Source organism: Pseudolabrys sp. Root1462 (assembly GCF_001426945.1).
Classification (GTDB): Bacteria; Pseudomonadota; Alphaproteobacteria; order Rhizobiales; family Xanthobacteraceae; genus Pseudolabrys.
This window is the reverse complement of sequence record NZ_LMFS01000001.1, coordinates 1,020,696-1,045,844: the sequence shown is the minus strand read 5'-3', so window position 1 is coordinate 1,045,844 and position 25,149 is coordinate 1,020,696. Positions and strand designations below refer to the sequence as shown.

Below are 25,149 nucleotides of genomic sequence, written 5' to 3'. Positions count from 1 at the left end.
CACTGTACTAGGCCACTCTAAATCTATTGTAAAATTGCAAGACTAGGCTTTCGACTTCGCAGCGGAATTTTCGATCATCAACTTACTAAAAGCCTCTTGAAAACGCCTTTGCCATTCGCCGGACTCGAATTGCGACGCAGGAATGCGAATCCGCGTCGGCCGCGCAACTAGTTCCGGCAATGTCTCATCAGCAACGCGATCTTCTTCAGCGACATCTTTCGCGGCAACCTGCACATCGATTTTCTTTAGCGCGACTGATAGCCTTGATGTGAGCTCCAATTTGCGCTTCCTGCTGACTCGCTCCTTGAACTCCATCTGCAACCAGTCATTGATGAAAGTGTCCTGCCCGCGAGTCAGGCCGTAGTCACCATCACGAGACACGATGATTACGTTACGCTTCTTGACGTCGGCATTGGCGCACGAAATAATCCACTCCCAATTGATAGCGTCACCAAACCTCAGAGTATCATCTTTACGTGGCGGATAACCCAGACTGAATCTTTTTCTAGCAAGCCGCCGAATTTCGTATCGCTTTTTATCTGGCCGCTTTAAATTTAATTCTGAATTTCGTCTGAAAAGCTTATTGAGGTCGCGATAAACAGCATCGTAACGTGCAGGATTTTTTAGTATTTTTTCGATGACGATGATGACCTTCTTGTACAACTCAATCGACTTTGATTGATTACTTGAAAACGCCTTGGCAGCTTTAAAATAACTGACCGCAGACGGAAGCGCCTGCTCTGTAGGCTTCGTTAAATTCTTGATGGTATCAAGAATTACCTTTTGCCGATTTTTGAGAAACTCCATCCAAACTTGATCTGTTGTGATCAGAACAACATCATGCTGTTTTAACGTCTCAAGAGTTCGCTTTGCGCTCGCCTCACCCAGTCGATAAAAATCCAAAAAGACATTAGTGTCGATGAAGATGAGCCATTCAGATTGAGTTGCTTTTTTCTTCGCCTTTTTCATCACGAAACCCTGCGGCTTGAAGTCGGCACAGGCAACCGCGGCGCTAGCCGGCTTCCATCATAAACAAACCGACCGGTAACGCCGGGATATTCCGCACCTTTCTTTACACGCCAAGTAAAGACGATCTCAAATGGCAAGCGCAGGCGCGCCGCGATGTGTGAAACGCACCGCCAGGCGGCATTTGAATCTTGGCCTTGGACCGAGATTTTCACATCATCAAGATATCGATAGCCCTCATCTTCCTTCTTACCCGAAACATAGTTGACCAAAATCAGACGCTTTAACTCTTCCTTCGCGGCAACCTTTTGATCAGCGATTCGCACCGCCTCATTCAAAATCGAATTCCAAGTAGTTTCCGCGCGCGGAAACTTCACTCCGTTTAGTTCGACTGAAAGCATTTTCGTATGCGTTAAGTCTGGCGGCGACCTCCAATTGAAATCGCGAGCCTCAATACCGGACACGACATCATCGACGCTATTCGCCTCGATCGCATCCTCGTACGTGTCCAAAATTCTATTTATCAATTCGTCAACTGTCTCGAATGGCCGAGCGAGCTTTCCTAATCGGACAATCGTTCCAGACAAAAGCTCACGCTTTTCAGACATGTCGATCTCCAGTCTCGTCGGGACGACCATAAGACCATAAGACATTACGCGGCGCAAGATCATAAGAAACGTCATTGACTTCCTTGACCCGCTTTCCTTCCTATGCTTTTATCCCTTTCGCCAGGCTCGGCAGAGGGCGTCGTCGCGAGGCGTTTCGATGATGGAGCCGCCTCCCCGCAAGGAGGGCCGTTGACGGAGGCGCTCTTTAACGAGAGCGGCTTCGGCCAAAGGCGGCGCGGCGCCCGCGGCCGGGGGAGGACGTACCCTCCGGGCTCGGGCGGCGCCGGGGCACCGCTCGCCGGCAATAAGACCGGCCGCGAGGAGCTCGCTGACGGTGAGCGCTACCCGCGAAAGCGGATCAGCCGCCGAAAGCGCGGCCCGGCGCCGTGATGACGCCGCTTCGTGGCGCGCCGTTTGGCGCGGCGCATCCCGTCAAAAGGATGCGCACCACAAGGCAAGGCAGCGTCAAATGGCGCGCCACACCCTCTCGTTCGAGGGCTCTGTAATTCAAGCGCACGACAGGCGAACCCGGCGCCTCGACAAACAATACGGACGACGACGCGCGCGCCAAGGGCAGCGCGGGCTGTTTGACAATCGAATCCGGAACGATCGCCGCACGGCGCCAACGCGTCACGCGCGCAGCATCGCGCTCATGCGCTCTGCCTCACGCCGGACGACGCAAAGCCGCGCCGCGCCGCTTCCGGCGGCGCCGGGCCTTCGGCCGGCTTCAGCGCCGCGGCGTGATAGATCGCGCGCCGGTCGCAGCAGCGGCACTTCACCGAGAATTCCTCGGGCACGCAGTGCCAATCCTTGATGACATTGGCCGCGCCGCAGCGCGCGCAAATGACGGCCCTCGGCGAGGGCTGCCGGCCGATCATGACCGCCTCCATGAGCTTCGATAACGAAAGTTCGGACGGCGCCGGTCAGCGCAACTGCGTCGAGATCAGCGTGAACTTGGTATTCAGCTTGGTGCCGATGCCGTTCACCGTGGCGATGATGACGACCGAAATGCCGGCGGCGATCAGGCCGTATTCGATGGCGGTGCCGCCGCTCTGGTCGGCGATGAAACGGGCAATGAGACGACGCATGTGTACGAGCTCCTGGTCCAACGGGTGAGGTTGGAGGTCGTACCCTTCTGGGATGTCGAGGGAGGCGCGAAATACTTTCGCGCCGGCATCGACCGGTGTAGCGGCCACCGCTTGAGGACTTGCTAAAATTGATCGTTAATTTTCGCGATTGCGTTGGGCAAACTTTGCCGGGCCGCCCGATCGGCGGGCGCGGCCTTAAGGCCGGCCTCCCCGCTTCGTCACTTGCCGGCGCGCGCCTTCATCCACTTGTCCATCGCCGCGATCTCCTTCTTCTGGCTGCCGACGATGTCCTTGGCCATCTTGGTCAGCACCGGGTCCTTGCCGTATTTGAGATAGGTCTCGGCCATCTCCACCGCGGCCTGCAGGGCGCGGCATGCCGCCGCGGTGCGCCAAAGCGCTTGTCCCCAACATGAGCGTTTTTTAATTATTGCTTCGCCGGCCGCCGCTGTTAAATCGGCGCGCTCATGCACGGAGGGCCGCCATGAAGGTGAAGACGTCCCAACTGGCCGTTCTCGGCGTTGTCTGCCTCGGCCTTGCCGGCTGCGCATCGCCCGGCCCGGCGGCGCCGTCGCTCGCGGTCATGCCCGGCAAGGGCAAGTCCTATGACAGCTTCCAGCGCGACGACCGCTACTGCCAGGCCTCGGCGCAGCAGGCCATCGGCTACAAATCGCCGGGCGAAGAGGCCAACCAGGCGGCCGTCGGCAGCGCCGCGGTGGGCACGGCGCTCGGCGCGCTCGCCGGCGCGGCCATCGGCTCGGTGTCCGGCAACATGGGCGCGGGCGCTGCCATCGGCGCCGGCACCGGCCTGGTTGCCGGCGGCGTCGTCGGCGCTGGCAAGGCCGATGCGGCCGGCGGCTCGCTGCAGCAGCGCTTCGATACGACCTATGCCCAGTGCATGACGGCCAAGGGCAACGTCGTCCCGCCGCCGCCGCCCACTTACGTGGTCACGCCGCCGCCGCGGGTCTATTACGAAGATGACGGGCCGTATTATCGGCACTGGGGCTGGCATCGCTGGTAAGCGGCCAGCCGCGCCGTCCACAGCCGAGGAACCGGGCGGCGGCGCTTGAGCCTGCCGCCATTGACGTTCCGCGCTTCATCTGCAATCTCGCTGATCGCCGTCACCCGTTGGAATCAGCAAGAACAACAATATGGCTCCTCGTCCCTTCCGCCTCGGCCGCTCCCGCACGGGCCTTGGCATCTTCGCCACCCGCCCCATCAAGAAGCGCACCACCATCTCCGAATATCGGGGCAAGATGCTGGGGCTCGATGCGGCGTTGAAGGCGGAAAAGAGCGGCAACCGCTACCTGTACGAGGTCAACTCGAAGTGGACCATCGACGGCGCCAAGCGCGGCAACATCGCCCGCTATTTCAACCACTCGTGCAATCCGAACGCCGACACCTTCATCCGCGGCAAGCGCGTCTTCATCCGCACCATCAAGAACATCGAGCCGGGTGACGAGATCTGCTACGATTACGGCCGCGATTACCTGAAGAATGTCATCGGCCTCGAAAACTGCCAGTGCAGCCGCTGCCGCAAGCGGCGGGCCAAGCAGCGCGCCGAGACGCGCGAGCGCAACGCGCGGCGCAAGAAGCGTCTTGAGGCCAAGGGCCTGACGAAGGGCAAGGCCGTGAAGACGACGGCGGCCAAGAAGACGAAGAAAAGCGTCAAGTCGCGCAAAACCCGGCGCTAGCGCCCGTGGCGAAAGCCAGAGCCAGCGCGCGTCCGCACAAGCCGGCGCTCTATCGCGTCGGCCGCTCCCGCACCGGGCTGGGCCTGTTCGCGGCCGCCGATATCCCGTCCGGCAAATTGCTGATCGAATACACCGGCACCCGCATCCCGACCCGGGAGGCGCGCGAGATCGACAAGCGCCGCGCCAACAAATACCTGTTCGAGATCGACAACCGCTTCACCATCGACGGCTCGGCGCGCTCCAACATTGCGCGCTACGTCAACCATTCCTGCGATCCGAACACCGAAGCCGAATCGAACCGCGGCCGTCTGATGTTCCGCACCGTGCGCGACATCGCCGAGGGCGAGGAGATCACCCTCGATTACGGCGAGGAGCACATGGAATTGTATTTCGGTCCGGACGGCTGCCGCTGCGATGTGTGCGCGGCCGAGAAGAAAAAGAAGAAGCGCTGACCGCTAGGCGTCCATCTCCGGATAGTGCCGGAAGATCCCGTCTTCGTTGAAGGGAATGCGCCGCTCCGACGCGCAGTAGGCCTTGATGCCATCGCGCTCGGCGACGCGGTCATGCACCTCGATTACCCGCGGCAGCTTCTTCTCGAACTTCTTCGCCGCGTTCGGAAACGCATAGCGCAAGCCTTCGACCAGTTGGAACAGCGACAGGTCGGGGTAGCTGATGCGCCGGCCGAGCAGATACGGCCCGCCGCTCTGTTCGATCACGCCGTCGAAATAGCCGAGATATTTCGGCACGCGCTCCTTGAGGAAATGCGAAGCGTATTGCCTGGCTTCGGCTTTCTGGTCCTCGTAATAGAGCCCGGTCGCGATCGGATGGTGGGTGTCGTGCACTTCCTTGACGAAATCGGTCACCGTCAGTTGCAGCGCGTTCAGCCACAGCCGGGCGTTCTCGTCCTTCGGCGCGAGGCCGACCCGCGGCCCCAGATAGAACAGGATGTTGGCGACCTGGGCGATGACCAGCTTGCCGTTCCTGAGGAACGGCGGCGCGAAAGGCGGGCGCTTCTCCCCCTCACCTTTCATCATCGCCATCATGCGGTTCATGCCGCCCTTCTCGCGCGCGACGTCGATGTATTTGGCACCGGCGTCCTCGAGAGCGAGGCGAACGAATTCGCCCCGGCCCTGCAGGCCGGGCCAGTAATAGAGTTCGTAAGCCATGACTTAATGCTCCCTCACGTCAGTGCGCATCTCGGAAACGCGCTCAGGCGCGACCCGGTCGCACGGCCGTCACGGCGAAAGCCATGGACGCACCGACGACACGGTTCCGCCCGCCCATTTTCGACTCATACAGCCGCCTGTCGGCGACTTCGAACAGCGCGTCATAACCGGCCGCGTCGCGCGGGCAACTGGCGATGCCGATCGAGACCGTGATGGTGCCGCCCGCCGCGCGCGTGGCGGCGACCGCCGCCCTCACCGCTTCGGCGAGTTCAAACGCGGCCTCGCTCTCCAGGCCGTCGGCGATGACGACGAATTCCTCGCCGCCGAACCGGTAGGTGAAATCCGACATGCGCGTCGCGGTCATGATCTCGTGCGCCACCTGTTTGAGCATGCGGTCGCCGGCGCTGTGGCCGTGGCGGTCGTTGAATTCCTTGAAGTGGTCGAGGTCGATCAGCAACAGTGACAACGGCCGCCCGGCAGCGGCGGCGCTGTCGACAGCGCGGCGGCCATAGGCTTCGAGCGAATGGCGGTCGAGCGTTCCGGTCAATGCGTCACAGCCGGTGCGCGCCAACAGGTTCTCATAACGCTCGCGATACGTCAGCGTATCCAACACGTCGCGAATGCGCGGCGCGGCACGGCGACCGAGCGGCCGGTCGTAGCGCGTGAGATAGAGCGTGCCGAGCGCGGCGTAGAGTGCGACCGCGCCCATCTTGGCGATCCAGCCGCCGATCAGCACCGGCAGGCCCGCGCCGGTCAGGAAACTCAAACCGGTGAAGAACGCCACCTGATCGAAGGTCAGCACCGCCGCGCCCGACAGCAGCAGGCGCGCGAATACATGGCCGCCGAACCAGGCGCGCGTGCGCTCGTAAAACAGAATGATGACGATGCAATCGAGAAACAGGATCGCGGTGCCCCACACCATCAGCCCGCCCATCTCGTCGAGGAAGACGAAGTCGGCCGAGCGTCCTTCGGCAAGCGGCAGCACGCTGTGATGGCGCAGGATGAAGCCGAGCGCGAACACCAGGACGTTGCCGAACAACAGGCCGTAGATCGGCTGGCGGACGATCACGGCGTCTTCGCGGATGTACAGCAGCAGAAGCAGCATCAGCTTGCCGGCGAACAGCACGGTCGAACCGGGCGAAGCGACGATGCCGAGCGGCAGAGTTACGTAGAAGATGCTGGCGAGATAGGTCTCGAGGAAATGCAGCACGCCGAGCGCGCAAAAAAACGGACCGAGGCCGATACGATCCCGCGCGCGCAACAGCGTCGCCAGCGCGACGAAATAAAGGAGCGCGTCTCCTGCAAGCAGCAGGACATTCTGGATCTCAGCCATTTACCGTTGCGCGCCGTCAGCGGCGCAGCCTCGCATTCCATCGATGATCCGGTATACCGGCGCAACCGTTAAAAATATAGCGCCAGCTTGATGCGGTATTTGCATGCAGAACGGACGGCCACAGGGGCCGTCCGTTGTACCGGTTGTGCTTGTTTATACGCGCTTCAGTTGACAGCGAAGCAATACAGGAGACCGTCGCCGCCGGTCGAACGCAGGTCGGCTTGGGTGCAACCGCCGCCCGGACCGCGCGACGGATGCGACGAGTTCCACGATTTGGCCGGCGCGCTGTCGTCGAGGCCGGTGCGGTCGGAGTGGCCGAGCATGACGCTGCCCTCAGTGCCGCTCGAGTAATTCTTGCAGGTCATATCCTTGTCGGCGGGAAACGCAGTGCCGTCGGGTTGCGAACCGGTGAGGATGTCGTGCCGGTTTGGCTGATCGCCGCGACCGTTGATGACGTCACCCTTTTCCGACAGCGCCGTCTGTTTGGTCAGGTTGTTGGAGCCATGCAATTCGGCGACGTCTTTGGCGATGGTGACACCCTTGGCGTTGACCCAGGGACCCTTGCCGATGCGGTCACGGGCATTCACCGCGCCCTGCCCTTGCGTCGACAGATAGGCGTGCCACGTCGTGGCGCCGGCACCGGCCGCTGCCGCGAGCGTCTGACAGTGCTTGTCGGCGCCGTCGATGCCGCCGAGATTGGCGCCGTTGCCTACCCCGTTACTGGTGACGAAGAAACTCATGGTCGCCTGCTGCGCCAGGGCTGGCGTGGCGAAGACGAAGGCGAGCGCTGCCGCCATCACGACAGCGGTACGACGTTTCAGCATAGACATGACCTCCCGGCGTTACGACGCGGCTCAGACGGGCCGCGCCTTGTCGGTAGCTAACACCGGTTCGATCCCCCTATTCCGCGTGCGTTTTGTCGCAGGCCGCCGCCAATAAAAAAGCCCGGCGCTGCCGCCGGGCTCCGTATTCAAATTCGGTCGACCGATCAGGCCGGCTGAAGATTGCCGGCGGCCTGCTTGCCGCGCTCGGTGACGATCTCGAACGAGATCTTCTGGCCTTCGACCAGCGAACGCATGCCGGCCTTTTCAACGGCGGTGATGTGGACGAACACGTCCTTCGAACCATCGTCCGGCTGAATGAAGCCGTAGCCTTTTTGGGTGTTGAAGAACTTCACAGTTCCGGTAGCCATTGTAGTTTCCTTTCGCGCTCCGCGTTGATCGCCCGCGCCCCTCGCGCCGGCGGCAACTATCCGAGTTTTGGGGGATCACTTGAAGCGCAGCCCAAAGCCGGGAGCGAACGAAGATGAGGCCGAAAACCAAGTTGCGGCGGGCCAAATAGACGTTATTCGCGGCAACGTCAACGCCGAAGGGTAACCCGGGAAGCCAGGAGCCGACCTCGGCCGGTGCGCGCCGGCATGGCCCCGCAAGTCGTTCTATCGCACCGCAACAAACCGCATCGGCGATGCGACCGGTTTCAGCAATTTGTAACCATAAGGTTCCACAATACGCGCGTCGATCGGTGTTCCTTGTCAGTTTCTGAAAGGTCACCCCTCGTGCCCGAGCCAGCAGCGTCAACCGTTCGCAACGAGAAGCGCAGGGCCAAGCGCCGACAGCTTTTCATTGCCGCGACCATCGCCTTTGAGCCGAATCACGTTCGGCCGTGCTCGGTCCACGACGTCTCCGAGACCGGGGCGCGAATCGAGACCCCGCGGCCGGAGTCGGTTCCCAATCGCTTCACGCTTCTCCTCACCCCGCACGGCTTTCCCAGGCGTGAATGCCGCGTGGTCTGGCGCCGCGAAGGGCTGCTCGGCGTGACGTTCGAAAAGCATCCGATGCTCCCCGACCGGGTCTGACGCCAAAGAAAAAGCGCGCGCCCGGTTCCGGACGCGCGCTTGTATGATTCGTAGCTCTGAAGTCGTCAGGCTTGCTGGATCGCCGACAGCATCCACGGGCCGCCACGGCCGCGGCGGAACGTCCAGAGTTCGGTCGCTTCGGCCGGCTCACCGCCCTCGACGACGCGACCGCTGGCGCGCTCGATCATGCGGTCAGTCAGCATGAAGCGCATGGCGACAGTCGCGTACTCATCTCCGCCTTCGCGCCAGGCTTCCGCCAGGTCGCCCTGCAGCAGCTTGACGTCGGTGACCTGATTGACGAGGCCACGGCCGGCGTTCTCGGCGAGGTCCTCAGCAAAGTAGGACACCATTTCCGGTGTCACCTTGCTGCGCAGCGCATTGAGGTCCTCGGCCGAATAGGCGGCCTGGACATCCGCCAGCAGCTGCTCGAAATCGTCGTAGTCCTGCTTGTCGATGGTGATCGGCTCGCCGGCCGGGGCGGCAGCGCTACCGCCACCGAACAGACCGCCGAAGCCGCCACCGAGTCCGGAGGCGGCACGGCCCGCGGCCGGATCAGGCGACGTGCCTTGCATCGCCAACGCCGGCTGATTGCGGCGCTGCCACCAGGCGAAGGCGAGCCGCGCCACGACGATCACCAGCACGACCTGCAGGATCAAGCCGAGGAACGAGGCAAAGCCGCCCATGCCGCCCATGAAGCCGTGGCCGAACAACATGCCAAACAGGCCCGCGCCCAGGAAGCCGGCGGCGAGGCCGCCAAGCATGCCGCCACCGAACAAACCGGGCCGCGCTGCCTGACCGGCAGCAGCCGCGCCGGTCGCGGCGGTTGAAGGCTGAGTGGTCGAACGCTGCAGCGGCTGCGCCGCGCGTGGCGCGGTCGGCGTTGCCGCCGGTGCCGAGAACGTGCGCGCGCCACGGCTGCCGGACGAGAAGCCGCGGCCCGCGCGAGCGTCGGCATAGTCGGCAGCGGCCAGCGTGAAAACAGTCGCGATCGCGGCAAAGGCGATCAGCCAGCGATGACGCTTCATAGTCGTGCATTCCTCCCGGCCCGATATGGGCGTGCAGGAGAATAGGTATGCGGCTAGGCGATTGTAAGGGTTCAAGATACCGCTGCGCCTCAAAGCCGCAGGCTGCTGGTAACCCTGTCTGAGGCCTTGATTTTACGAAAGGTTTCAGCGCTCACGGCTTATTCATCGTCCCGCAGAGGAACCAGCTGGCGGTCGGTTTCGTTTTACGCCCGACAGAAAGCATCATCCCCGGAGTAGGCGCGATGAAATATGTTCTTCCCGTTGTCTTGCTGCTGGCGGCAGGTGGCGCCGCGCAGGCCAAACTGACGCCATTCGACGGCGCCCGAGAAAGCACGGCGCCTGCCACGGCGACGAGCGCCGCGTCCGGCGCGACATCGACTGCGTCCGCGGCCGAACAGAGTTACTTTCGCGCGCCGGCCGCTGAAACCGTGACACAGCCGGGCCGCTGCTCGGTGTCCACATTCGTCTTCACCAAGATCCGCTTGGCCCAAGCCTGTTACTGATTGCCGGTCACTCGCCCGCCAGAGTGCGTTTCACTTCGGCGACGAGTTGTTTCAGCGTAAACGGCTTGGCGAGGAAGTTGTACTGTTGATCGCTGGGAAGGTTCTTGGCGAACGCTTCTTCGGCGTATCCCGATACGAAAATGAATTTGACCTTTGGGTCGCGGTTGCGCAGTTCGCGCAACAAAGTCGGTCCGTCCATCTCCGGCATGACGACGTCCGACACAACGAGGTCGACCGGGCCCTCGCCTTCAAACACTTCGAGCGCTTCGACGCCGTTGCCGGCCACGAGCACGGTGTAGCCGCGTGACGAAAGACCGCGTGCATTGAGCGCGCGCAGCCCTTCCTCGTCTTCGACCAGAAGAATCGTGCCCTGCCCGGTCAGGTCGGCATTGGCCTGACTCGCGGCCTGCTTCGCCATGTTTTCGGCAGCGGACTTGGTCGCGTCGAGCGCCGGCGCGATGGACGGCGCAGCCGGCTTTTCTTCGACGCCCGGCACATGCCGCGGCAGGAAGATGCGGAAGGTGGTGCGGCCCGGCTGTGAGTCGACGTAGACGTAGCCGCCGGTCTGCTTGACGATGCCGTATACCGTCGAGAGGCCGAGGCCAGTGCCTTTGCCGACCTCCTTGGTCGAGAAGAACGGCTCGAAGATCTTGTCGATGATATCCGGCGGAATGCCGGTGCCGGTGTCGCTGACTTCGACCAGCACGTAGTCGGCCGCCGGAATGCCCTTGTAATTGAATTTGGCGCAGTCGGCCGCCAGCACATTCGACGTCGAGATGCCGAGCGTGCCGCCGTCCGGCATCGCGTCGCGGGCGTTGACGGCGAGGTTGACGATCACCTGTTCGAATTGTGACAGGTCCGCCTTTACGGGCCAGAGATCGCGGCCGTGCTTCACGCCGCCGAACGTTACCTTCTCGCCGATCAGGCGCTTGAGCAGCATGCCGAGATCGCCCAGCACCTCGCCAAGGTCGAGCACCTGCGGGCGCAGCGTCTGCTTGCGCGAGAAGGCGAGCAACTGCCGCACCAGCGCCGCGGCGCGGTTGGCGTTCTGCTTGATCTGGATGATGTCCTGGAACGACGGATCGGTCGGCTTGTGCGCGTTCAGCAGGAAGTCCGTCGCCATCATGATGGCGGACAGCACGTTGTTGAAATCGTGGGCGATGCCGCCGGCCAGTTGCCCGACCGACTCCATCTTCTGCTGTTGATAGACCTTGTTCTCCAGCGTGCGCTGCGCCGTGGTCTCCAGCGCATAGACGATGGCGGCTTCGCCGTCGCCGCCGTCCTTGTCCTCCACCGCCGAAACGAAGAAGCTGGCCCAGCGCTCGTCGGAGCCGGCCAGTTGCGCCTCGACCGGCGGAATGTCGCCCTGCCCGCCGGCGGCGAGCCTGATCGCGGCCTCCAGCGTCGAGCGGTCTCGCTCATTGACTACGGAAAGAATGGACCGGTTCTCGCCGATCATGCCTTCGAACGAGGTGGCAAAGCGCGCATTGCTGCGAGCGACCCGGCAGGTCTTGTCCACGGTGGCGATCGCCATCGGCGTGTTCTGGAAGAAGCGCATGAAGCGCACTTCGGCGTCGCGCTGCGCGTCCTTGCCGCCATCCTTGCCGCGGTTGAGCACTAGCGTGCGCGAGACCCCGGGCGTGCCATCGGCGCCGTAAGCCACCTTGTGGAACAGGCGCACCGGCACCGGCCGCCCGGTGCGGGTCTTGAGGTCGAGATCGAGCACCTCGATTTTGACTTCACCCGGCGCAGCATTGAGCGTGGTGAGCAGCGCGGCGCCTTCGCCGGCGACGATGTCGTTGAGCGTCAGCGAGCCGGCGCCGGCACCGACGCCGATCTGCGCCAGATCCTGATCGAGCCAGTTGGCCAGCGTGGCGTTGAGATAGACGATCGCGCCTTTGGCATCGACGGAGAAGAACCCCGCCGGCGCGTGATCGAGATAATCGATGGCGTGCTGCAGTTCCTGGAAGACGTTTTCATGGCGCTCGCGTTCGCGCGTGACGTCGGCGATCGACCACACCGCGAGCTTGGAATCGCGGCGGTTCTCGCCGAGCGGCCGCACCCTGAGCCTGAGCCAGCGCGCGGCTTCGCCGGGCGCACCGGCGATACGCACTTCCTCCTGCAGCCGCCGGCCCTCGCGCGCCGCCTTGAGCAGGCGATAGATCGCTTCGGAGACTTCCGGGTCGCCCATGAAGACCCGTTCGATCGGCCGCACGTCCTCGGGCGAGGCGGCGCCGGTCAGGTCGAGATAGGTGGCGTTGGCGTAGAACACGCGCCCCGCCTGATCGGTGACGACGATGCCGTCGAAACCGTAGTCGATCACCTGCTTGATCAGCGGGTTGCTTTGTTCCCGGCTCGACAGTCGCATGATGCCGGAGGCCAGCGCGAACAAGGCGAAGACCCCGAAAGTACCGAGGACCGCTAGCATGATCAGGATGTAAGTCTCGGCGTGCGACGGCCCGATATAGATGAGGCCGGCCGCCGCCGCGATCAGAAGCAGCGCGACAAGGAGAACCATGCCGACCGAGCCGGAGCGCGGTGCGCTTTGGCTCTTGTCGAAGGCCTGCCGCTTGCCCCGCCCGTCATTCGGCGCGGGCGCCGGCCGCGGGTCGCTCACGTGCTCGGGTGCCATGGTCTTTCAGTTGCCTTAAGCGGCCCCATCCGCGCAAGGGCCGGATGCCGGAAATCCCTGCCTTTGATGGGTCTTAACCGCGATTTCTTGCTCCCGGCTGGGCCTTTTAAGGCCGTACCGCGCGCCGCAGCTTCATGACGTAGCTGATGACCTCGGCCACCGCCTTGTAATGCTCGGGCGGAATGGTCTGATCGACCTCCACTGTGGCGTGCAGCGCCCGGGCGAGCGGCGGGTTTTCCACGATCGGCACGTCGTGCGCGGTGGCAATTTTGCGGATCTGCAGCGCCATGGCATCGACGCCCTTGGCGACGCAGAGCGGCGCGTCCATGCCGCGTTCGTATTGCAGCGCCACCGCGTAGTGGGTCGGGTTAGTGATGATGACCGAGGCCTTCGGCACCGCGGACGACATACGCTGCTTGGCGCGCATCGCGCGGATCTGCTTGAGCTTGCCCTTGATGAAGGGGTCGCCCTGGGTCTGCTTGATTTCGTCCTTCAGTTCCTGAAGCGACATCTTCAGCTTGCCGAACCAGGTCCGGTACTGGAAGAAATAATCGGCGCCGGCGACCACGGCGAGCAGCGCGACCACCGCCCCCATCATCTTCAGCGACAGCACCTGCGTGAAAGGCAAGAGCGCCGCCGGGTCCATGGTGACCAGGCCCTCCATGCGTTCGCGCTCGGGCCACATCAGCGCCGTCATAACGCTTCCGAGGACGATCAGCTTGACGATACCTTTGCCGAGATTGGCGAGCGCCTGCTTCGAGAACAGACGCTTCAAGCCGGCGAGCGGCGAAATTTTCGAAAACTTCGGCGACAGCGCTTCGGTAGACCAGACCAGCCGATGCTGAATGAGATTGCCGGCAAGCGCCGCCAGCATCAGCACCAGGAACGGTATGCCGACCGCCGCCAGCATCTCGAGACCGATCTCACGGAACAGAGCCGGCATCGCCGGACCATCGACGTTGATGTCGTAGGAATTGGCGATCAGGCCGCGCATCGTCGTGGTGAGGCCCTGCCCCATGCCGCCCGAGAACGACAGCAGCACCAAAGTCGCGCCGGCAATGATGAACCAGGTATTGACCTCCTGGCTCTTGACGACGTTGCCGCGCTCGAGCGCGTCGTCTAACCGTTTTTGGGAGGGGTCTTCTGTTTTATCTTCAAGGTCTGCTTCTTCTGCCATGCGCTACCCCTTATTGGCCTGGCGCAAGTTCGAGAAGCACACTTCCGATGTAGCCGGTGAACGTCCCCATCATGGCGGCAATCACCAAAGCCAGCAGGAAGAGACCGAGCAGGATCGACAACGGCATGCCGATGAAGAACACCTGCATCTGCGGCATCAGGCGCGACATCACGCCGAGGCCGAGATTGAAGATCAGCCCGAACACCAGAAACGGCGCCGAGAGCTGGATGCCGATCTTGAACGACGTGGCGATCACATTCGTGATGTGCTTGGCCGCATCGCCCGACAACGGTATCTCGCCCGGCGCGAAGATCACGTAACTGTCGTTGAGCGCCTTGATCACCAGATGGTGCATGTCGGTGGCGAAGATGATGGCCACGCCGAGCACGGTGAGAAAGTTGCCGACCAGCAGGCCTTGCTGATTCTGCGTCGGGTCGACCGCGGTGACGAAGCCGAGGCCCATTTGCTGGGCGATGACGGATCCGGCGACCTGAAGCGCGGACAGCGCCAGCCGCGCGGTGAGACCGAGCACGGCGCCGACGACGATTTCCTGGAGCAGCATCACCAGAACGGGGCCGAACGAATCGAGACTCACCGTATAGGCCTGCTGGTGCAGCGGCAGCAGCGTCCCGGTCAGCACCAGTGCGATCGTCAGCCGCACGCGCGACGGCATGTTGCTCTCGCCAAGCCCGGGCATCATCATCATCATGGTGCCGATGCGGGCAAAGGTCAGGAGAAATGCGGCCGCGAGCGCCGGAAGGAAGGAGATGTTGATCTGCATCGGGTGAGCTCGGACGAACCGCCAACTCCTTTGGGAGCGCGCATCACCCTGTCACGATTCGCGCGGCAATGCGCATCATTTCCATTTGCAGCTTCTCGGCCATGAACGGCAGGGCGATCAGCAGCGATATGAAGATCGCGAGAATCTTCGGCACGAAGGCGAGCGTCTGCTCTTGAATCTGCGTCAGCGCCTGGAACAGCGAAACGACGACGCCAACGATAAGGCCGACCAGCATGACCGGCGCGGACACGATGATCAGCGTGTAAATTGCGTCGCGCGCGACGTCGAGAACTTCGGGACCAGTCATTCCACTCTCCGTGCCACCCCCGCGAAAGCGAGGATCCAGTAAGCGCGGGCTGTTTCGCCCGCAAAACATTGAACACACGCGATTACTGGATGCCCGCACGCGCGAGCATGACGGCCCCGACTCAGATCGGCATCCGCATGATTTCTTCGTATGCCGCGATCACCTTGTCGCGCACGGCGACCACGGCATCGATCGCTACTTCGGTCTCTGAGACCGCGGTGACGACATCCACCATGTTGCCGCGCCCCTTCACCATCTCCTGCGACTGCACGTCTGATTTGTGACCGCTTTCATGCACGGCCCCGATCGCGTCCTTGAGGACGGCGGCAAAACTGGTCTCGCTCGTCTGCCCCGCGCCACCGACTCCCGGCAGCGATGCGGCCTGATTGGTGGCGAGACGGGCGATATTCGCGTAAGCGCCGGCGGCGGAAAGTGGACTGGCCATGATTTGCTATCCGTTTGTTTGCCGCATGATCCGATCCGAAAACCGGCTTTCGCTTTTCGGGATCATGCGGGCTCAAGCCTTGAGGATATCGATGGTGCGCTGGATCATGCGGCGCGTCGCGCTGATCACGTTGATGTTGGCTTCGTAGGAGCGCTGCGCCTCGCGCATGTCGGTCATTTCGACCAGCGAATTGACGTTCGGATATTTCACGTTGCCATCGGCATCGGCCGAAGGATTGCCCGGCTCGTATTTGATGCGGAAGTCGCTCTTGTCATTGGCGACGCGGCCGAGGGACACGACGCGCGCATCGAGCGAACGATCGAGTTCGGTGTTGAAGGTGGCGATCTTGCGCCGGTACGGATCGGCTCCCGGCGTCTGCGCAACAGAGTCGGCGTTGGCGATGTTTTCCGAAATGACGCGCATGCGGCCCGCCTGCGCCTTGAGGCCGGACGCCGCGATCGTCATCGTCTTCATGAAGTCCATCGGTCTTCTCCCTGCTCGCCTCGTGCCTCGGTGGCGGCCGTTACTTCTTGCCGAGCGCAACCTTCAGCAGGCCGAGGCTGCGCGTGTAGAGCGCGGTCGCGGCCTGGTATTCCATCTGGTTGGAGGCAACCTTCATCATCTCGTCCTCGAGGTTGACGGAGTTGCCGGTTGGCCGAACCTCGTAGCCGCCCTTGGTCGTGCCGTACTGGCTGGCGCCGCCCATTGACGTGCCGCCGATATGGCCCGGCTCAGTGGCGGCCAGGACCACCTGGTCCACCGGACGCGCCGACACGGCGACCGAGTCGGCGAATTTCGGCGCCACGAGATCGCGGCCCCGGTAATTTGGTGTGTCGGCATTGGCGACGTTCTGGGCGAGCACCTTCTGGCGCTCCTGGTTCCAGGACATCCGGGTCCGCAGCATCGAGAAAATCGGAACGTCGGTGATGGCCATGCCGCCCTCGGTTCGTTAAGGAATCGCCCCGCTTGCTTCGCGGCGCGAAGCCCACTAGGCAGACTTTGCCGGGCGTATGGTTAATGAATGGTAAAAGGCCGGTTCCGGCCCCAGAAAGCGGGCCGGTTAACCATGCTCGATATTTGGAAATACGAAGCCAGATGCCAAGCGGCCGTAAATTTGTTAAGATTCTATTGGTCCTCGGGGCGGCAGATCGTGCCGGTTTGCGTTAACTATTCACGCGATCCTTGCCCCAAGGTCGCGACTTGACAGTCACGGAGCGCATCGATGTTCGACCTCTTCGGCTCGGAAATGCCGCTCCCGGCGAAGTTCTTCATCGCCTTTGCCGCGGTGCTGGCGCTGATTGCCCTGACGGCCTGGCTGGTGCGCCGGTTCGCTGCCGATCGCCTCGGCGGCGGCAGTGCGCGTGGCCGGCAACCACGGCTGGCGGTGATTGATGCCGCCACCGTCGATGGCCGCCGCCGCCTGGTGCTGATCCGCCGCGACAATGTCGAACATCTGATGATGATCGGCGGACCGACCGACGTCGTCGTCGAACAGAATATCGTGCGCGCCGCGCCTGCCGCGCCGCGCACGCCGGAACCGTCGCCGCGGCCGGCCGAGCCGGCGCTGCGCCAGGCGCCCGCGCTCGATACCGGTTTCCCGCTGCAGCCGGTCACCGAATCGGCGCCTCTGCCGCCGCCGCGGCCCTATCGTGCGCCCGCGACCGAAGAGCCGTGGCATGCGCCGGAGCCGGGCGCCCGGCCGCGGCCGGCTTCGTCTGACAGCCTGTCCGGTCTCGCCGCTGAATTGTCCGGCCGTCTCGCGCCGCCGGACGTCGCCCCACCCGTTGCCCCGGCCGCGCCGCCGGTTGCGCCCGTCGCACGCCACGAAGCGCCGCGCATGGCGACGCCGCAAGCCGCGCCTCAGGTCGCTCCCGCCGTGCCGCAGCCGGAGTATGAGCCCGGCACCGCGCCGCAGACCGATCACAACCTCGCCGAAATGGCCCAGCAGCTCGAAGCCGCGCTGCGCCGCGCGCCCGCCGTCGAAAGCCGCGCGGCGGTGACCGATCCGCTTGCCGCGCAACCTGCCCCGCCGGTGCCGCCGAAGCCGGTCGAAGTGCCGCGCCGCGAATACAAGCTGCGCGTCGATCCGCGCATCGAGCCGGTTGCGGAGAAGATCGAAGCGCGGGCCGAGCCGAAGCTCGACGCCAAGTTTGAGCCGCGCATCGAGCCGACTTTGGCGCCGGCCAAGCCCGAAATGCCGCGTGCGAACCCGACCGCCAAGCCGGCGCCCGCCGGCAAGTCTGTCTATGACAGCCTCGAGGAGGAGATGGCCTCCCTGCTCGGCCGTCCTCCGGGAAAAACTTGATAGCAGTGTCCGACCGCCGAGTTCGTCAACTTGTGACGGTGGCGGTTGGTGTAACAGGGTTCCTCCTCATCCTCGCAGCGCCAGCCGCCGCGCAGGACGTGAGCATCAATTTCGGCGGCCCGCAGAACAACGGCCTGACCGAGCGCGTCATCCAGCTGATCGCGTTGTTGACGGTGCTGTCGCTGGCGCCGTCGATCCTCGTGATGATGACGTCGTTCACGCGTATCGTCGTCGTGCTGTCGCTGCTTCGCACCGCGCTCGGCACCGCGACCGCGCCGCCGAACGCCGTCATCATGGCGCTCGCGCTCTTCCTCACCGCTTTCGTGATGGGCCCGACGCTGCAGCAGGCCTATGACAGCGCCATCCAGCCGCTGGTCGCCAATCAGATCACCGTCGAGCAGGCATTCGAACGCGGCTCCGTGCCACTACGCGCCTTCATGCAGAAGAACGTGCGTGAGAAGGATCTCAAGCTCTTTATCGACATGACCAAGCAGCCGCCGCCGGCGACGCCCGATCAGTTGTCGCTGCGCGTGCTGATTCCGGCCTTCATGATTTCCGAACTCAAGCGCGCCTTCGAGATCGGCTTCCTGCTGTTCCTGCCCTTCCTGATCATCGACCTCGTCGTCGCGTCGATCCTGATGTCGATGGGCATGATGATGCTGCCGCCGGTGACGGTCTCGCTGCCGTTCAAGCTGATCTTCTTCGTGCTGGTGGACGGCTGGAGTCTGGTCGCCGGCTCGCTGATCCAGAGTTACGGAAACTAGATATCGCCCAAAGGCGCTAATTGCGCGCCTGGCGACGGATCGAACCGGTCGGCGCCGGATCGGCCTTCGCGGTCTGCGGCGCGGCCGGTTTGGTCAGCGACGATTGCGGAGCACTCACAGGCGCCGCTTTCTTGGGCTCGGGTAGTTTCTCCAGACCCGCGCCGAACCGCTTGTTGAGATCGCTGAGGAAAGCATCGAGCGTGTCGATGCTGGCGACCTTGCCGGCGACGGAGCGGAATTCGTCGGAGCCGGCGCCGATCGGCGCACTCACCACATCGAAAGCCCGGGCGTCCGGCGTGCCGGCCATCTTGGCCGCGTATTTCTCCCGCATGCGGATGAGCCCGATCGATTCATCGCTCAGCGAATAGCCGATGGCGGCGCGCAACACGTCGGCGCGTTCGGCATCGTCGAGCGGGCGGAAATCCTTCCAGCGGTCGCCCAGCATCAGTTCGAGCTGCTCGGCCGCGGCGCGCCAGTGCTTGGCCGACCATTCGATGTCGGCGCGCAGCCGCATGGCCTCGCGGCCCTCGATGCTGCCGACGATTTCCAGCGCCAGTTCGTTGCGTCCGACGTCGGACAACGCCCGCGCCTCGAGCAGCAGCCGCTGGTCGCGCAGTTCGTTCGACAGATCCGATGAGCGCGTCTTCTGCAGCGTCGTCAGAGCATAGTCCGGTTTGTGATTCATCAGGTAGATCGTCGCCAGCCGCGTCGCGACCTGCGCGCGCGCCGCGCCCTGCAGGCGGTGATCGACCTGGTGCTGCAACAGTTCGGCCGCCTGATCGAGCAGATCGACCGCCACAAGGCGCTCCGCCAGCTTGCGGATCATCTCGTCGCCGCGTCGGCCGATCGGCGTCAGTTCGCGGTAATCGTAGAACAGCGCCAGCGCCTCGACCGGCGGCAGGCTGTCGCCCTTGCCGCCGAGGAACAGGCTGTCGAAAGTCGCCGCCGCCTCATCCTGAATCTTGCGCGTCAGCGCGGAATTCGGATGCGCCAGCAGGGCCGTGCGCATGACGTGGAACGCGTCGCGATAGCGGCCATCCTCGGTGTAGAGGTGCGCCAGCATCTGCAGGCCCTGCGTCTCGGTCTCGTCGCCACGCCACACGGTGGTCAGCGTTTCCAGTTCGTGGATCATTTCGTTGCGCGTCATGGCGCCGCTCTTCGACATCAGGTCGATCTCGCGCAGCCGCGCCTGGGCCGCGGCCCGGCGGTTCGGCGACATCACGGCGGCGCGATACTGCACCAGCGCCTCTTCCTTGCGGCCGAACCCTTCGGCCAGCCGGCCCTTGAGCACCGCAAGCGCCGGGGCCATATCGTCGGGCACCTTGATGGTCTCGAAATCGTTGGCGATGCGGTTGGCGCCGTCGAAGTCGCGCACTTCGATGTCGGTGCGCATGCGGTCGAGCATGACCATGCGCTGCAGATCCATCGGCAGCTTGCCGATCGCCGCATCGAGCGCCTTGAACTCGCCGTGGGCCTGCGACCATTGGCCGAGACGCGCATGCGCCACGGCGCGCCAGATCGGCGCGGTCTGCTGGTTGGCGATGTCGGGATCGGCAATGTCCTTCAGCGCGTCCTCGGGACGGTGCATCATGACATTGGCGAGGGCCTTCAGCGTGGAGCCGGTGACATCGTCGCCGGCGTTGGTCTTGTCTCCGAGTGCGATCGAGAGCACGCCCTGCGCCTCGGCGCCCATGTCGTTGGCGATGTAGAAGCGCGCGAGATTGTAGCGTGCCGCGCGTTTGGTGCCTTCGCCGGCTGCCGCGGCCGCCGCGATCAGCACGGACTGCCGCGGCTCGAACGGCGCCGTCTTGTCATGCTGCCACACATCGGGGTCGAACGAGCCCTCGCGGAAACTCGGCGTCATCTGCTGCTGCTGCACGACGCTGTCAGCCGACAGCGACAAGCCGCCGGGCCGCGTAATGGTGATCTGCTCGGCGTTGACATCGACCGCGACGTCGTCGGCGATTGGAGCCAGCGCGACGCCCTGCATGGACTGCAGGACGTGCAGTTCGACGAAATCCTGCGGCTGCATGATGCCGCGCGCCGGCGCCAGCGCCGTCACGATCATCAGGCGGGTGCCGAGATCGGGATCGGTGAGCTGATGCAAGGTGCCGGCCTGCTGCAGCGGAATAACAATGCCGCGCTTGTTGCCGTTGATGGCCCGCGAAATCGACAGCGGCGCCGGCGGAGCGGCGACCGCATCGCCGACCTTCAGCACCCAGCCGTTGTCATCGGACTCCAGGCTCGCCATCTGCGGCCGCGTCAGGCGCAAGCGCACGATGCCCTCACCACTGCCACCGCGTTCGAAGGTGGCCTGGCGCACGATGCTGCCGTACCTGGTCGAAAGTTTCGAGACGTCGATCTTCTTGCCGCTGTCGAACACCAGCCACAGGGTATCGCCGCGGCGAAACATCGCCGCCGGCGTCGGCTGCGCGAAAGGCAAGCTGACCCGCAGATCGTTGCTCGAAGCCGACGCCAGCGCGGCCATCGCGCCACCCTGGTCGGTCTCCGCTGCGGCAGCGGCCGCCACGACCTTGACGGCGGGCTTGGCCTCAGCAGGAGCATGCGGCTTGGCGGCAACTGCCATCGTCGGCTGGGTCGGCGCGGGAGCTGTTTCCGCGGGCTTCACCGACGGCGCGCTCGCAAGCTTGGACTCGGCGGGACGCTGCAGTTCGGCTTTCGGCGCCGGCGCCGGTTGCGGCGCGTCGTTTGCCGGCGGTGCATCCTTGAGCGAGGGAGCATCCTTCAAGGCCGGCAGCTCCGGAGCCGCGCTATCCTTCGCCGCGTCTTTGGCCGGCACAGTTTCCGGCGGCGTGATCTGCGCTGCGACCGGCGCGACGACGGCAGCCGGGAGCTGCGCCGGCAATTGCTGTGCGATGCCGGCACTCAGATCGCGGCCGATGTCGACGACGAAACTGTTGTCCTCACGGAACGCGCGCGTTTCCGGTGAGCCGTTGAGAGCAAACACCACCGCGACGGAATCGAACTCGGCCTCCGGCCGCACTGACTTCAGCGTCGTCGGCAATGTCGCGGCGACATCGGCAAGATCCCACTTCAGCGCCTGATTGAAGTGCAGCTTGAATTTGCCATCGGCCAGCTCGGGCGTGACATTCGCGCCGGGGGGCAGATCGAATACATAACGCATGAAGGTCGGCAGCTTGACGACCTTGACGCGGATCGGCGGCATCGCATCCGCCTTGCTGGCGGCGCGCGCCTTGCGAGCGGCAAGCTCCGCGACACGGGCGCGGTTCGCCAGCTCGTCCACCACGTCCTGCGGCAGGCCGGGCATCAAGCCGGACCAGTTCTCCGGCAGCAGGTCCACGAACAGTCGCTCGGCCGCCGGGATGACGTTGACGCGGAAGCGGCCGGCGAGCGCGATGCGCACCGCCTTGCCGTCGGGATCGCTGCGCGCAGCGCTGACATATTCCGACGCGCTGCTGTTGAGCCGTTCGACGGCGACGGCAACGGGCTTCTTGAACTCGATCACCAGGATCGCGCCGGCGACACGGACCTTGGCATCGACGGGCTCGTCGAAGCGGAACACCAGCCGGCCATAGCCGCCGACGATCGAGGATTTGACTTCGCCCTTCACTGCGTCGTCGGCGCACGCCGGGGACAGCGCGGCGACCGCGACGAAGGCGACCGCCATGACCCATCGTCCCGCGACGACGAGCGCGCGCAGGGCAGGCGGTTTGGCGCTGGCAGGACGAGGCTTCATGCCGTCTTCCACAGGGCGGATTTGCCGGGTCCAAACCTAAGGAAGGGCGTTTAACGTCGGCTTAACCGTTCGGCCAAAAGGCCGCCCTATCGGTCGGCGGTTACCGCCTAATTCGCTCAATTCCGGCTCGCGCTGCCTTCGATTTTCGGCAGGTTGTCGGTGTCCTGCGCGCGGGAGGCGCTGGCCCGGGTGGCGAGCTCGACGGTCAGCCGTTCGGCAGCCTCCGGCGTCATCTGCGCCAGCACGGCGGACATGGTAACTGGCTTCATCGCAGTCGAGAGGTCGACGAGGATTTTGAGATCGAGCCGGTCGAAGATGCGCGCGGCATCCTTCGGCTTCATGTTCTCATACATGGCGACGAGACCCTTGAGCCGCTCCTGCTCGGCCTTGTCCCGCGCATTGCTCTCGACCCTGATGCGGGACTCGACGTCTTTCAGTTCGCCGACCTTGGCTTCGAGCCGCTTTTCCGCGGCTTTGATCAGGCTCTCGCGCATGTCGAGCTGCTTGTCGCGATTGTCGAGCGTTTCGCGGCGGTCCTGCAGGCGATTGAGAATGGCCCGCTCACCGGGCGAATTGATCTTGCCCGGCGTCAGCGGCACGGCATCGCTGCCGACTTCGAGCTTGGTGCCGGGTGGGGGCGTTTCGCTGGTCTTCAGCGGCTCGGCCGGCGGCTGTCCCGCGGGCGGCGGCGGACTGGCGCCATGACCGCCACCGCCGGACGATCCGGTGACGATGTTGTTGTCGGCATTCTTGTCGCCGATCTTCGGCAGCGTTGCTGTCTTGTCGGCGTCGACCGACCCGGTGACATCGCTATCCTTCGGCGCGCGGCGCACGCCGCCGAAGTTGAACATCGCCGGCGCCCACTGACCGCGCTGCACGGCAGTCTGCACATCGGGCATCTTCGGTTCTTCGGCGACAACGATGCGCGGATAGTCCGGAACACTGTCGCGGGTCGTGACCGTAATGCCGTCTGGATTGGCGTGGGCGCGCATGCGCTCGCCGAGCGTATAGCCGCCATCGAACACCAGGCCCGTGACCTTCAGCACAAACAGCGAGATCGTCGCCAGTAGGACGATCGGAATGAGCCGAAAATCGCGGGCGAACTTGATCATGCAGCGAGCCCGTCACCCTGCAGGCGCGCGCGCGAGCGTTCGGCGAAGGCTTGCGCGGCGGCGGCCACCGCGAAAGCGTTCGGCACCGCCGGCTGCGGCGACACGGCTTCGGTGGGGCGGCCGGCTTCGGTAATGCGCACGAGCCGGCCGAGAAGCTGTTCGCCGGCAACAAGCTGACGCTCCAGGTCGCCCGACATCGCCTCGGTCCGCTTGATGCGCTCGCCGAGCGCCTGCTCGCCTTCGCGCATCGTCGCCTTGAGCCCGCCGATGGCGCGCTCGGCGATCTCGGTGGCGGTGATGAGTTCGCCGATGGTGGCGCGCAGCGATTGCTCGTCGGCCTTGAGCAGGCGGATTTGCTTGTTGAGGCGCACGCAGTAAAGGATCGTCATCAGAAGCAGCACGGACACCATGCTTTCGATGAGGTAGCCGTATTGGTACATCACTGCGTCTCCATGCGGATTTTCTCGTCGGCTTTCTCGAACATGGCGAAGGTGGTGCGCGGCTTGCGCAGGTTCTTGGTGACGCGCACCGCTATGCGGTCGCCGACCTTGCCCATGCGGCCCTCCGTCAAGGTGACGTCGCCGCAGCGCAGTTTCACCGTGGCGTCGGGCTTGAGTTCGAGCATCAGCGTATCGCCGACCTTGAGCTTCATCATCCGCCGAAGCGGCAGGTGCTCCTCGTAGAGCACGGCGTCGACGCCGATCTCCGCCTGGCCGATTTCGGTCGCGAGATGGCCTTCCCAGATCTGGTCGCGGCCGAACTTCTCGCCCATGAACATCTGGAGAAGCGTGGCGCGGATCGGTTCGATGGTCGCGTAAGGCAGCAGCAATTCGATGTTGCCGCCGCGATCTTCCATGTCGATGCGCAGGCGCACCAGGATCGCGGCGTTGGCCGGCCGCGAGATCGCGGCGAAGCGCGGATTGGTCTCCAGGCGGTCGATGTTGAACTTGACCGGCGACAGCGGCTTGAAGGCGAGCTCGGCATCGGCGAGCACGACCTCGATCATGCGCTTGACCAGACTGGTCTCGATCGTCGTATAGGGCCGGCCCTCGATGCGCACCGCCGAGGCGCCGCGGCGGCCGCCGAGCAAGACGTCGATGATCGAATAGATGAGGCTCGAATTGACGGTGGCCAGACCGAAATTGTCCCACTCCTCGGCCTTGAACACGGCGAGGATCGCCGGCAGCGGGATGGAGTTGAGATAGTCGCCGAAACGCACGGAGGTGATGCGGTCTAGCGAGACTTCGACGTTGTCCGAGGTGAAATTGCGTAGCGAGGTCGTCATCAGCCGCACGAGGCGGTCGAAGACGATTTCGAGCATCGGCAGACGCTCGTAGGACACCATCGCCGAGTCGATGATGGCGCGGATGCCGGAATTGTCGTTGAGGTTCACATCCGCAAGGCTGAAGCCGAGCAGATTGTCGATTTCCTCCTGATTGAGGATGCGCTCGGCGCCGCCCTTGGTATTGGACTGGAAGCCGGCGGTGTCGTCGACCATCGCCGCCCATTGCGCGGCGGCGGCGTCGGCGGCGCTTTCAGGATGCTGCGGAGCGCCGGCCGTGCCCTGCTCGGCCTCCAGCGCCTGCCCCCATTCGGCCTTCAGCGCTTCCTGGTCGATCTGATCGTTGCCCGCCATATTCGTCTGACTTTGCCGTCTTGCCTGAAGTCGAAAG

General features: G+C 64.0%; 28 protein-coding genes. 7 read left to right on the top strand and 21 right to left on the bottom strand.

The features are described from left to right. Positions 1-42: 42 nt before the first annotated feature. The 5 genes from ASD45_RS04955 to ASD45_RS24155 all read right to left on the bottom strand — a co-directional run bounded on the left by ASD45_RS04955 (position 43) and on the right by ASD45_RS24155 (position 3,210). Positions 43-969 carry a PIN domain-containing protein gene (locus ASD45_RS04955; protein ID WP_056910479.1) on the bottom strand — a complete coding sequence of 309 codons (927 nt, stop codon included), beginning with the start codon at positions 967-969 and terminating at the stop codon, positions 43-45. Continuing rightward, entirely contained in the window at positions 969-1,574 is a 606-nt protein-coding gene (locus ASD45_RS04950; RefSeq protein ID WP_156380716.1) for a hypothetical protein, read from the bottom strand. The genes ASD45_RS04955 and ASD45_RS04950 overlap by 1 nt, the downstream gene beginning before the upstream one ends. A gap of 650 nt (positions 1,575-2,224) precedes the next feature. Next, on the bottom strand, positions 2,225-2,452 hold the full coding sequence (locus tag ASD45_RS04940) for a hypothetical protein (protein WP_156380715.1): 228 nt from the start codon (positions 2,450-2,452) through the stop codon (positions 2,225-2,227). 45 nt (positions 2,453-2,497) lie between these two features. Next, on the bottom strand, positions 2,498-2,662 hold the full coding sequence (locus ASD45_RS04935; protein WP_082540926.1) for a Flp family type IVb pilin: 165 nt from the start codon (positions 2,660-2,662) through the stop codon (positions 2,498-2,500). A gap of 218 nt (positions 2,663-2,880) precedes the next feature. After that, positions 2,881-3,210, bottom strand: coding sequence for a DUF305 domain-containing protein (locus ASD45_RS24155; RefSeq protein WP_082540925.1), 330 nt, complete (start codon positions 3,208-3,210; stop codon positions 2,881-2,883). Here ASD45_RS24155 and ASD45_RS04930 point away from each other — a divergent pair. The 3 genes from ASD45_RS04930 to ASD45_RS04920 all read left to right on the top strand — a co-directional run bounded on the left by ASD45_RS04930 (position 3,144) and on the right by ASD45_RS04920 (position 4,805). Continuing rightward, positions 3,144-3,680, top strand: a complete 537-nt coding sequence (locus ASD45_RS04930; RefSeq protein WP_056910474.1) for a glycine zipper family protein — start codon at positions 3,144-3,146, stop codon at positions 3,678-3,680. The two genes, ASD45_RS24155 and ASD45_RS04930, sit on opposite strands and share 67 nt — an antisense overlap. Before the next feature lie 130 nt (positions 3,681-3,810). Continuing rightward, a complete protein-coding gene (locus tag ASD45_RS04925; protein WP_056910473.1) occupies positions 3,811-4,353 on the top strand; it encodes an SET domain-containing protein in 543 nt (180 codons plus the stop codon). A gap of 5 nt (positions 4,354-4,358) precedes the next feature. Further along, complete coding sequence (locus tag ASD45_RS04920) at positions 4,359-4,805, top strand: SET domain-containing protein (protein WP_056910472.1); 447 nt, start codon at positions 4,359-4,361, stop codon at positions 4,803-4,805. A 3-nt stretch (positions 4,806-4,808) separates the two neighbouring features. Here the strand turns inward: ASD45_RS04920 and ASD45_RS04915 are convergent, their stop codons facing one another. From ASD45_RS04915 to ASD45_RS04900, 4 genes are all read right to left on the bottom strand, one after another. After that, entirely contained in the window at positions 4,809-5,519 is a 711-nt protein-coding gene (locus ASD45_RS04915; RefSeq protein ID WP_056910471.1) for a glutathione S-transferase, read from the bottom strand. A gap of 43 nt (positions 5,520-5,562) precedes the next feature. Continuing rightward, complete coding sequence (locus tag ASD45_RS04910; protein WP_056910470.1) at positions 5,563-6,852, bottom strand: GGDEF domain-containing protein; 1,290 nt, start codon at positions 6,850-6,852, stop codon at positions 5,563-5,565. A gap of 164 nt (positions 6,853-7,016) precedes the next feature. Continuing rightward, the gene (locus ASD45_RS04905; RefSeq protein ID WP_056910469.1) at positions 7,017-7,682 is read right to left on the bottom strand and encodes a hypothetical protein; all 666 of its coding nucleotides are present in this window, start codon (positions 7,680-7,682) and stop codon (positions 7,017-7,019) included. 158 nt (positions 7,683-7,840) lie between these two features. After that, positions 7,841-8,044, bottom strand: coding sequence for a cold-shock protein (locus tag ASD45_RS04900; protein WP_056910468.1), 204 nt, complete (start codon positions 8,042-8,044; stop codon positions 7,841-7,843). Positions 8,045-8,407: 363 nt separating this feature from the next. Here ASD45_RS04900 and ASD45_RS04895 point away from each other — a divergent pair, with 363 nt between their 5' ends. After that, a complete protein-coding gene (locus ASD45_RS04895; RefSeq protein WP_056910467.1) occupies positions 8,408-8,707 on the top strand; it encodes a PilZ domain-containing protein in 300 nt (99 codons plus the stop codon). A 65-nt stretch (positions 8,708-8,772) separates the two neighbouring features. Here the strand turns inward: ASD45_RS04895 and ASD45_RS04890 are convergent, their stop codons facing one another. Further along, entirely contained in the window at positions 8,773-9,732 is a 960-nt protein-coding gene (locus tag ASD45_RS04890; RefSeq protein WP_056910466.1) for a TIM44-like domain-containing protein, read from the bottom strand. A 242-nt stretch (positions 9,733-9,974) separates the two neighbouring features. Between ASD45_RS04890 and ASD45_RS04885 the strand changes: the two genes are divergently transcribed. After that, positions 9,975-10,235 carry a hypothetical protein gene (locus ASD45_RS04885; protein ID WP_056910465.1) on the top strand — a complete coding sequence of 87 codons (261 nt, stop codon included), beginning with the start codon at positions 9,975-9,977 and terminating at the stop codon, positions 10,233-10,235. 7 nt (positions 10,236-10,242) lie between these two features. Here ASD45_RS04885 and ASD45_RS04880 read toward each other — a convergent pair whose 3' ends face one another. From ASD45_RS04880 to flgB, 7 genes are all read right to left on the bottom strand, one after another. Continuing rightward, positions 10,243-12,867 carry a response regulator gene (locus ASD45_RS04880; RefSeq protein WP_082540648.1) on the bottom strand — a complete coding sequence of 875 codons (2,625 nt, stop codon included), beginning with the start codon at positions 12,865-12,867 and terminating at the stop codon, positions 10,243-10,245. A gap of 106 nt (positions 12,868-12,973) precedes the next feature. Beyond that, positions 12,974-14,044, bottom strand: coding sequence for a flagellar biosynthesis protein FlhB (flhB, locus tag ASD45_RS04875; protein ID WP_056910464.1), 1,071 nt, complete (start codon positions 14,042-14,044; stop codon positions 12,974-12,976). Positions 14,045-14,054: 10 nt separating this feature from the next. Beyond that, positions 14,055-14,825, bottom strand: coding sequence for a flagellar biosynthetic protein FliR (fliR, locus tag ASD45_RS04870; protein ID WP_056910463.1), 771 nt, complete (start codon positions 14,823-14,825; stop codon positions 14,055-14,057). A gap of 43 nt (positions 14,826-14,868) precedes the next feature. Further along, positions 14,869-15,132 (bottom strand): flagellar biosynthesis protein FliQ, encoded by a 264-nt coding sequence (gene fliQ, locus ASD45_RS04865; RefSeq protein WP_056910462.1) that lies wholly within the window; start codon positions 15,130-15,132, stop codon positions 14,869-14,871. 121 nt (positions 15,133-15,253) lie between these two features. Beyond that, positions 15,254-15,577 (bottom strand): flagellar hook-basal body complex protein FliE, encoded by a 324-nt coding sequence (gene fliE, locus ASD45_RS04860; protein WP_056910461.1) that lies wholly within the window; start codon positions 15,575-15,577, stop codon positions 15,254-15,256. Between the two features lie 72 nt (positions 15,578-15,649). Then, the gene (gene flgC / locus ASD45_RS04855; protein ID WP_056910460.1) at positions 15,650-16,060 is read right to left on the bottom strand and encodes a flagellar basal body rod protein FlgC; all 411 of its coding nucleotides are present in this window, start codon (positions 16,058-16,060) and stop codon (positions 15,650-15,652) included. A gap of 40 nt (positions 16,061-16,100) precedes the next feature. Then, positions 16,101-16,511, bottom strand: a complete 411-nt coding sequence (gene flgB, locus ASD45_RS04850) for a flagellar basal body rod protein FlgB (protein WP_056910459.1) — start codon at positions 16,509-16,511, stop codon at positions 16,101-16,103. Between the two features lie 288 nt (positions 16,512-16,799). Between flgB and ASD45_RS04845 the strand changes: the two genes are divergently transcribed. Further along, positions 16,800-17,882 carry a flagellar biosynthetic protein FliO gene (locus tag ASD45_RS04845; protein ID WP_056910458.1) on the top strand — a complete coding sequence of 361 codons (1,083 nt, stop codon included), beginning with the start codon at positions 16,800-16,802 and terminating at the stop codon, positions 17,880-17,882. Between the two features lie 32 nt (positions 17,883-17,914). After that, a complete protein-coding gene (fliP, locus tag ASD45_RS04840; protein WP_244485433.1) occupies positions 17,915-18,646 on the top strand; it encodes a flagellar type III secretion system pore protein FliP in 732 nt (243 codons plus the stop codon). Between the two features lie 16 nt (positions 18,647-18,662). Here fliP and ASD45_RS04835 read toward each other — a convergent pair whose 3' ends face one another. The 4 genes from ASD45_RS04835 to fliM form a co-directional block, all read right to left on the bottom strand. After that, positions 18,663-22,364: a tetratricopeptide repeat protein gene (locus tag ASD45_RS04835; RefSeq protein ID WP_156380713.1), complete on the bottom strand. Its 3,702-nt coding sequence runs from the start codon at positions 22,362-22,364 to the stop codon at positions 18,663-18,665. Between the two features lie 116 nt (positions 22,365-22,480). Further along, complete coding sequence (locus ASD45_RS04830) at positions 22,481-23,476, bottom strand: hypothetical protein (RefSeq protein WP_056910456.1); 996 nt, start codon at positions 23,474-23,476, stop codon at positions 22,481-22,483. Then, positions 23,473-23,916 carry a DUF6468 domain-containing protein gene (locus tag ASD45_RS04825; protein WP_156380712.1) on the bottom strand — a complete coding sequence of 148 codons (444 nt, stop codon included), beginning with the start codon at positions 23,914-23,916 and terminating at the stop codon, positions 23,473-23,475. The genes ASD45_RS04830 and ASD45_RS04825 overlap by 4 nt, the downstream gene beginning before the upstream one ends. Then, the gene (gene fliM, locus ASD45_RS04820; protein ID WP_056910454.1) at positions 23,916-25,112 is read right to left on the bottom strand and encodes a flagellar motor switch protein FliM; all 1,197 of its coding nucleotides are present in this window, start codon (positions 25,110-25,112) and stop codon (positions 23,916-23,918) included. Before fliM ends, ASD45_RS04825 begins: the two co-directional genes overlap by 1 nt. Positions 25,113-25,149: the final 37 nt, after the last annotated feature.

What these genes read in the sequence shown, in the direction of transcription:
- ASD45_RS04910 (WP_056910470.1), bottom strand. Translation starts at nt 6,852, where the DNA reads ATGGCTGAGATCCAGAATGTCCTGCTGCTTGCAGGAGACGCGCTCCTT.
- fliR (WP_056910463.1), bottom strand. Translation starts at nt 14,825, where the DNA reads ATGCAGATCAACATCTCCTTCCTTCCGGCGCTCGCGGCCGCATTTCTC.
- fliQ (WP_056910462.1), bottom strand. Translation starts at nt 15,132, where the DNA reads ATGACTGGTCCCGAAGTTCTCGACGTCGCGCGCGACGCAATTTACACG.
- ASD45_RS04845 (WP_056910458.1), top strand. Translation starts at nt 16,800, where the DNA reads ATGTTCGACCTCTTCGGCTCGGAAATGCCGCTCCCGGCGAAGTTCTTC.
- ASD45_RS04835 (WP_156380713.1), bottom strand. Translation starts at nt 22,364, where the DNA reads ATGAAGCCTCGTCCTGCCAGCGCCAAACCGCCTGCCCTGCGCGCGCTC.
- fliE (WP_056910461.1), bottom strand. Translation starts at nt 15,577, where the DNA reads ATGGCCAGTCCACTTTCCGCCGCCGGCGCTTACGCGAATATCGCCCGT.
- ASD45_RS04880 (WP_082540648.1), bottom strand. Translation starts at nt 12,867, where the DNA reads ATGGCACCCGAGCACGTGAGCGACCCGCGGCCGGCGCCCGCGCCGAAT.
- ASD45_RS04935 (WP_082540926.1), bottom strand. Translation starts at nt 2,662, where the DNA reads ATGCGTCGTCTCATTGCCCGTTTCATCGCCGACCAGAGCGGCGGCACC.
- ASD45_RS04905 (WP_056910469.1), bottom strand. Translation starts at nt 7,682, where the DNA reads ATGTCTATGCTGAAACGTCGTACCGCTGTCGTGATGGCGGCAGCGCTC.
- flgB (WP_056910459.1), bottom strand. Translation starts at nt 16,511, where the DNA reads ATGGCCATCACCGACGTTCCGATTTTCTCGATGCTGCGGACCCGGATG.
- ASD45_RS04950 (WP_156380716.1), bottom strand. Translation starts at nt 1,574, where the DNA reads ATGTCTGAAAAGCGTGAGCTTTTGTCTGGAACGATTGTCCGATTAGGA.
- ASD45_RS04830 (WP_056910456.1), bottom strand. Translation starts at nt 23,476, where the DNA reads ATGATCAAGTTCGCCCGCGATTTTCGGCTCATTCCGATCGTCCTACTG.
- ASD45_RS04930 (WP_056910474.1), top strand. Translation starts at nt 3,144, where the DNA reads ATGAAGGTGAAGACGTCCCAACTGGCCGTTCTCGGCGTTGTCTGCCTC.
- ASD45_RS04890 (WP_056910466.1), bottom strand. Translation starts at nt 9,732, where the DNA reads ATGAAGCGTCATCGCTGGCTGATCGCCTTTGCCGCGATCGCGACTGTT.
- ASD45_RS24155 (WP_082540925.1), bottom strand. Translation starts at nt 3,210, where the DNA reads ATGCGCAGCCGGCAAGGCCGAGGCAGACAACGCCGAGAACGGCCAGTT.
- fliM (WP_056910454.1), bottom strand. Translation starts at nt 25,112, where the DNA reads ATGGCGGGCAACGATCAGATCGACCAGGAAGCGCTGAAGGCCGAATGG.
- ASD45_RS04940 (WP_156380715.1), bottom strand. Translation starts at nt 2,452, where the DNA reads ATGATCGGCCGGCAGCCCTCGCCGAGGGCCGTCATTTGCGCGCGCTGC.
- ASD45_RS04885 (WP_056910465.1), top strand. Translation starts at nt 9,975, where the DNA reads ATGAAATATGTTCTTCCCGTTGTCTTGCTGCTGGCGGCAGGTGGCGCC.
- ASD45_RS04900 (WP_056910468.1), bottom strand. Translation starts at nt 8,044, where the DNA reads ATGGCTACCGGAACTGTGAAGTTCTTCAACACCCAAAAAGGCTACGGC.
- ASD45_RS04825 (WP_156380712.1), bottom strand. Translation starts at nt 23,916, where the DNA reads ATGTACCAATACGGCTACCTCATCGAAAGCATGGTGTCCGTGCTGCTT.
- ASD45_RS04925 (WP_056910473.1), top strand. Translation starts at nt 3,811, where the DNA reads ATGGCTCCTCGTCCCTTCCGCCTCGGCCGCTCCCGCACGGGCCTTGGC.
- flgC (WP_056910460.1), bottom strand. Translation starts at nt 16,060, where the DNA reads ATGGACTTCATGAAGACGATGACGATCGCGGCGTCCGGCCTCAAGGCG.
- ASD45_RS04915 (WP_056910471.1), bottom strand. Translation starts at nt 5,519, where the DNA reads ATGGCTTACGAACTCTATTACTGGCCCGGCCTGCAGGGCCGGGGCGAA.
- ASD45_RS04955 (WP_056910479.1), bottom strand. Translation starts at nt 969, where the DNA reads ATGAAAAAGGCGAAGAAAAAAGCAACTCAATCTGAATGGCTCATCTTC.
- flhB (WP_056910464.1), bottom strand. Translation starts at nt 14,044, where the DNA reads ATGGCAGAAGAAGCAGACCTTGAAGATAAAACAGAAGACCCCTCCCAA.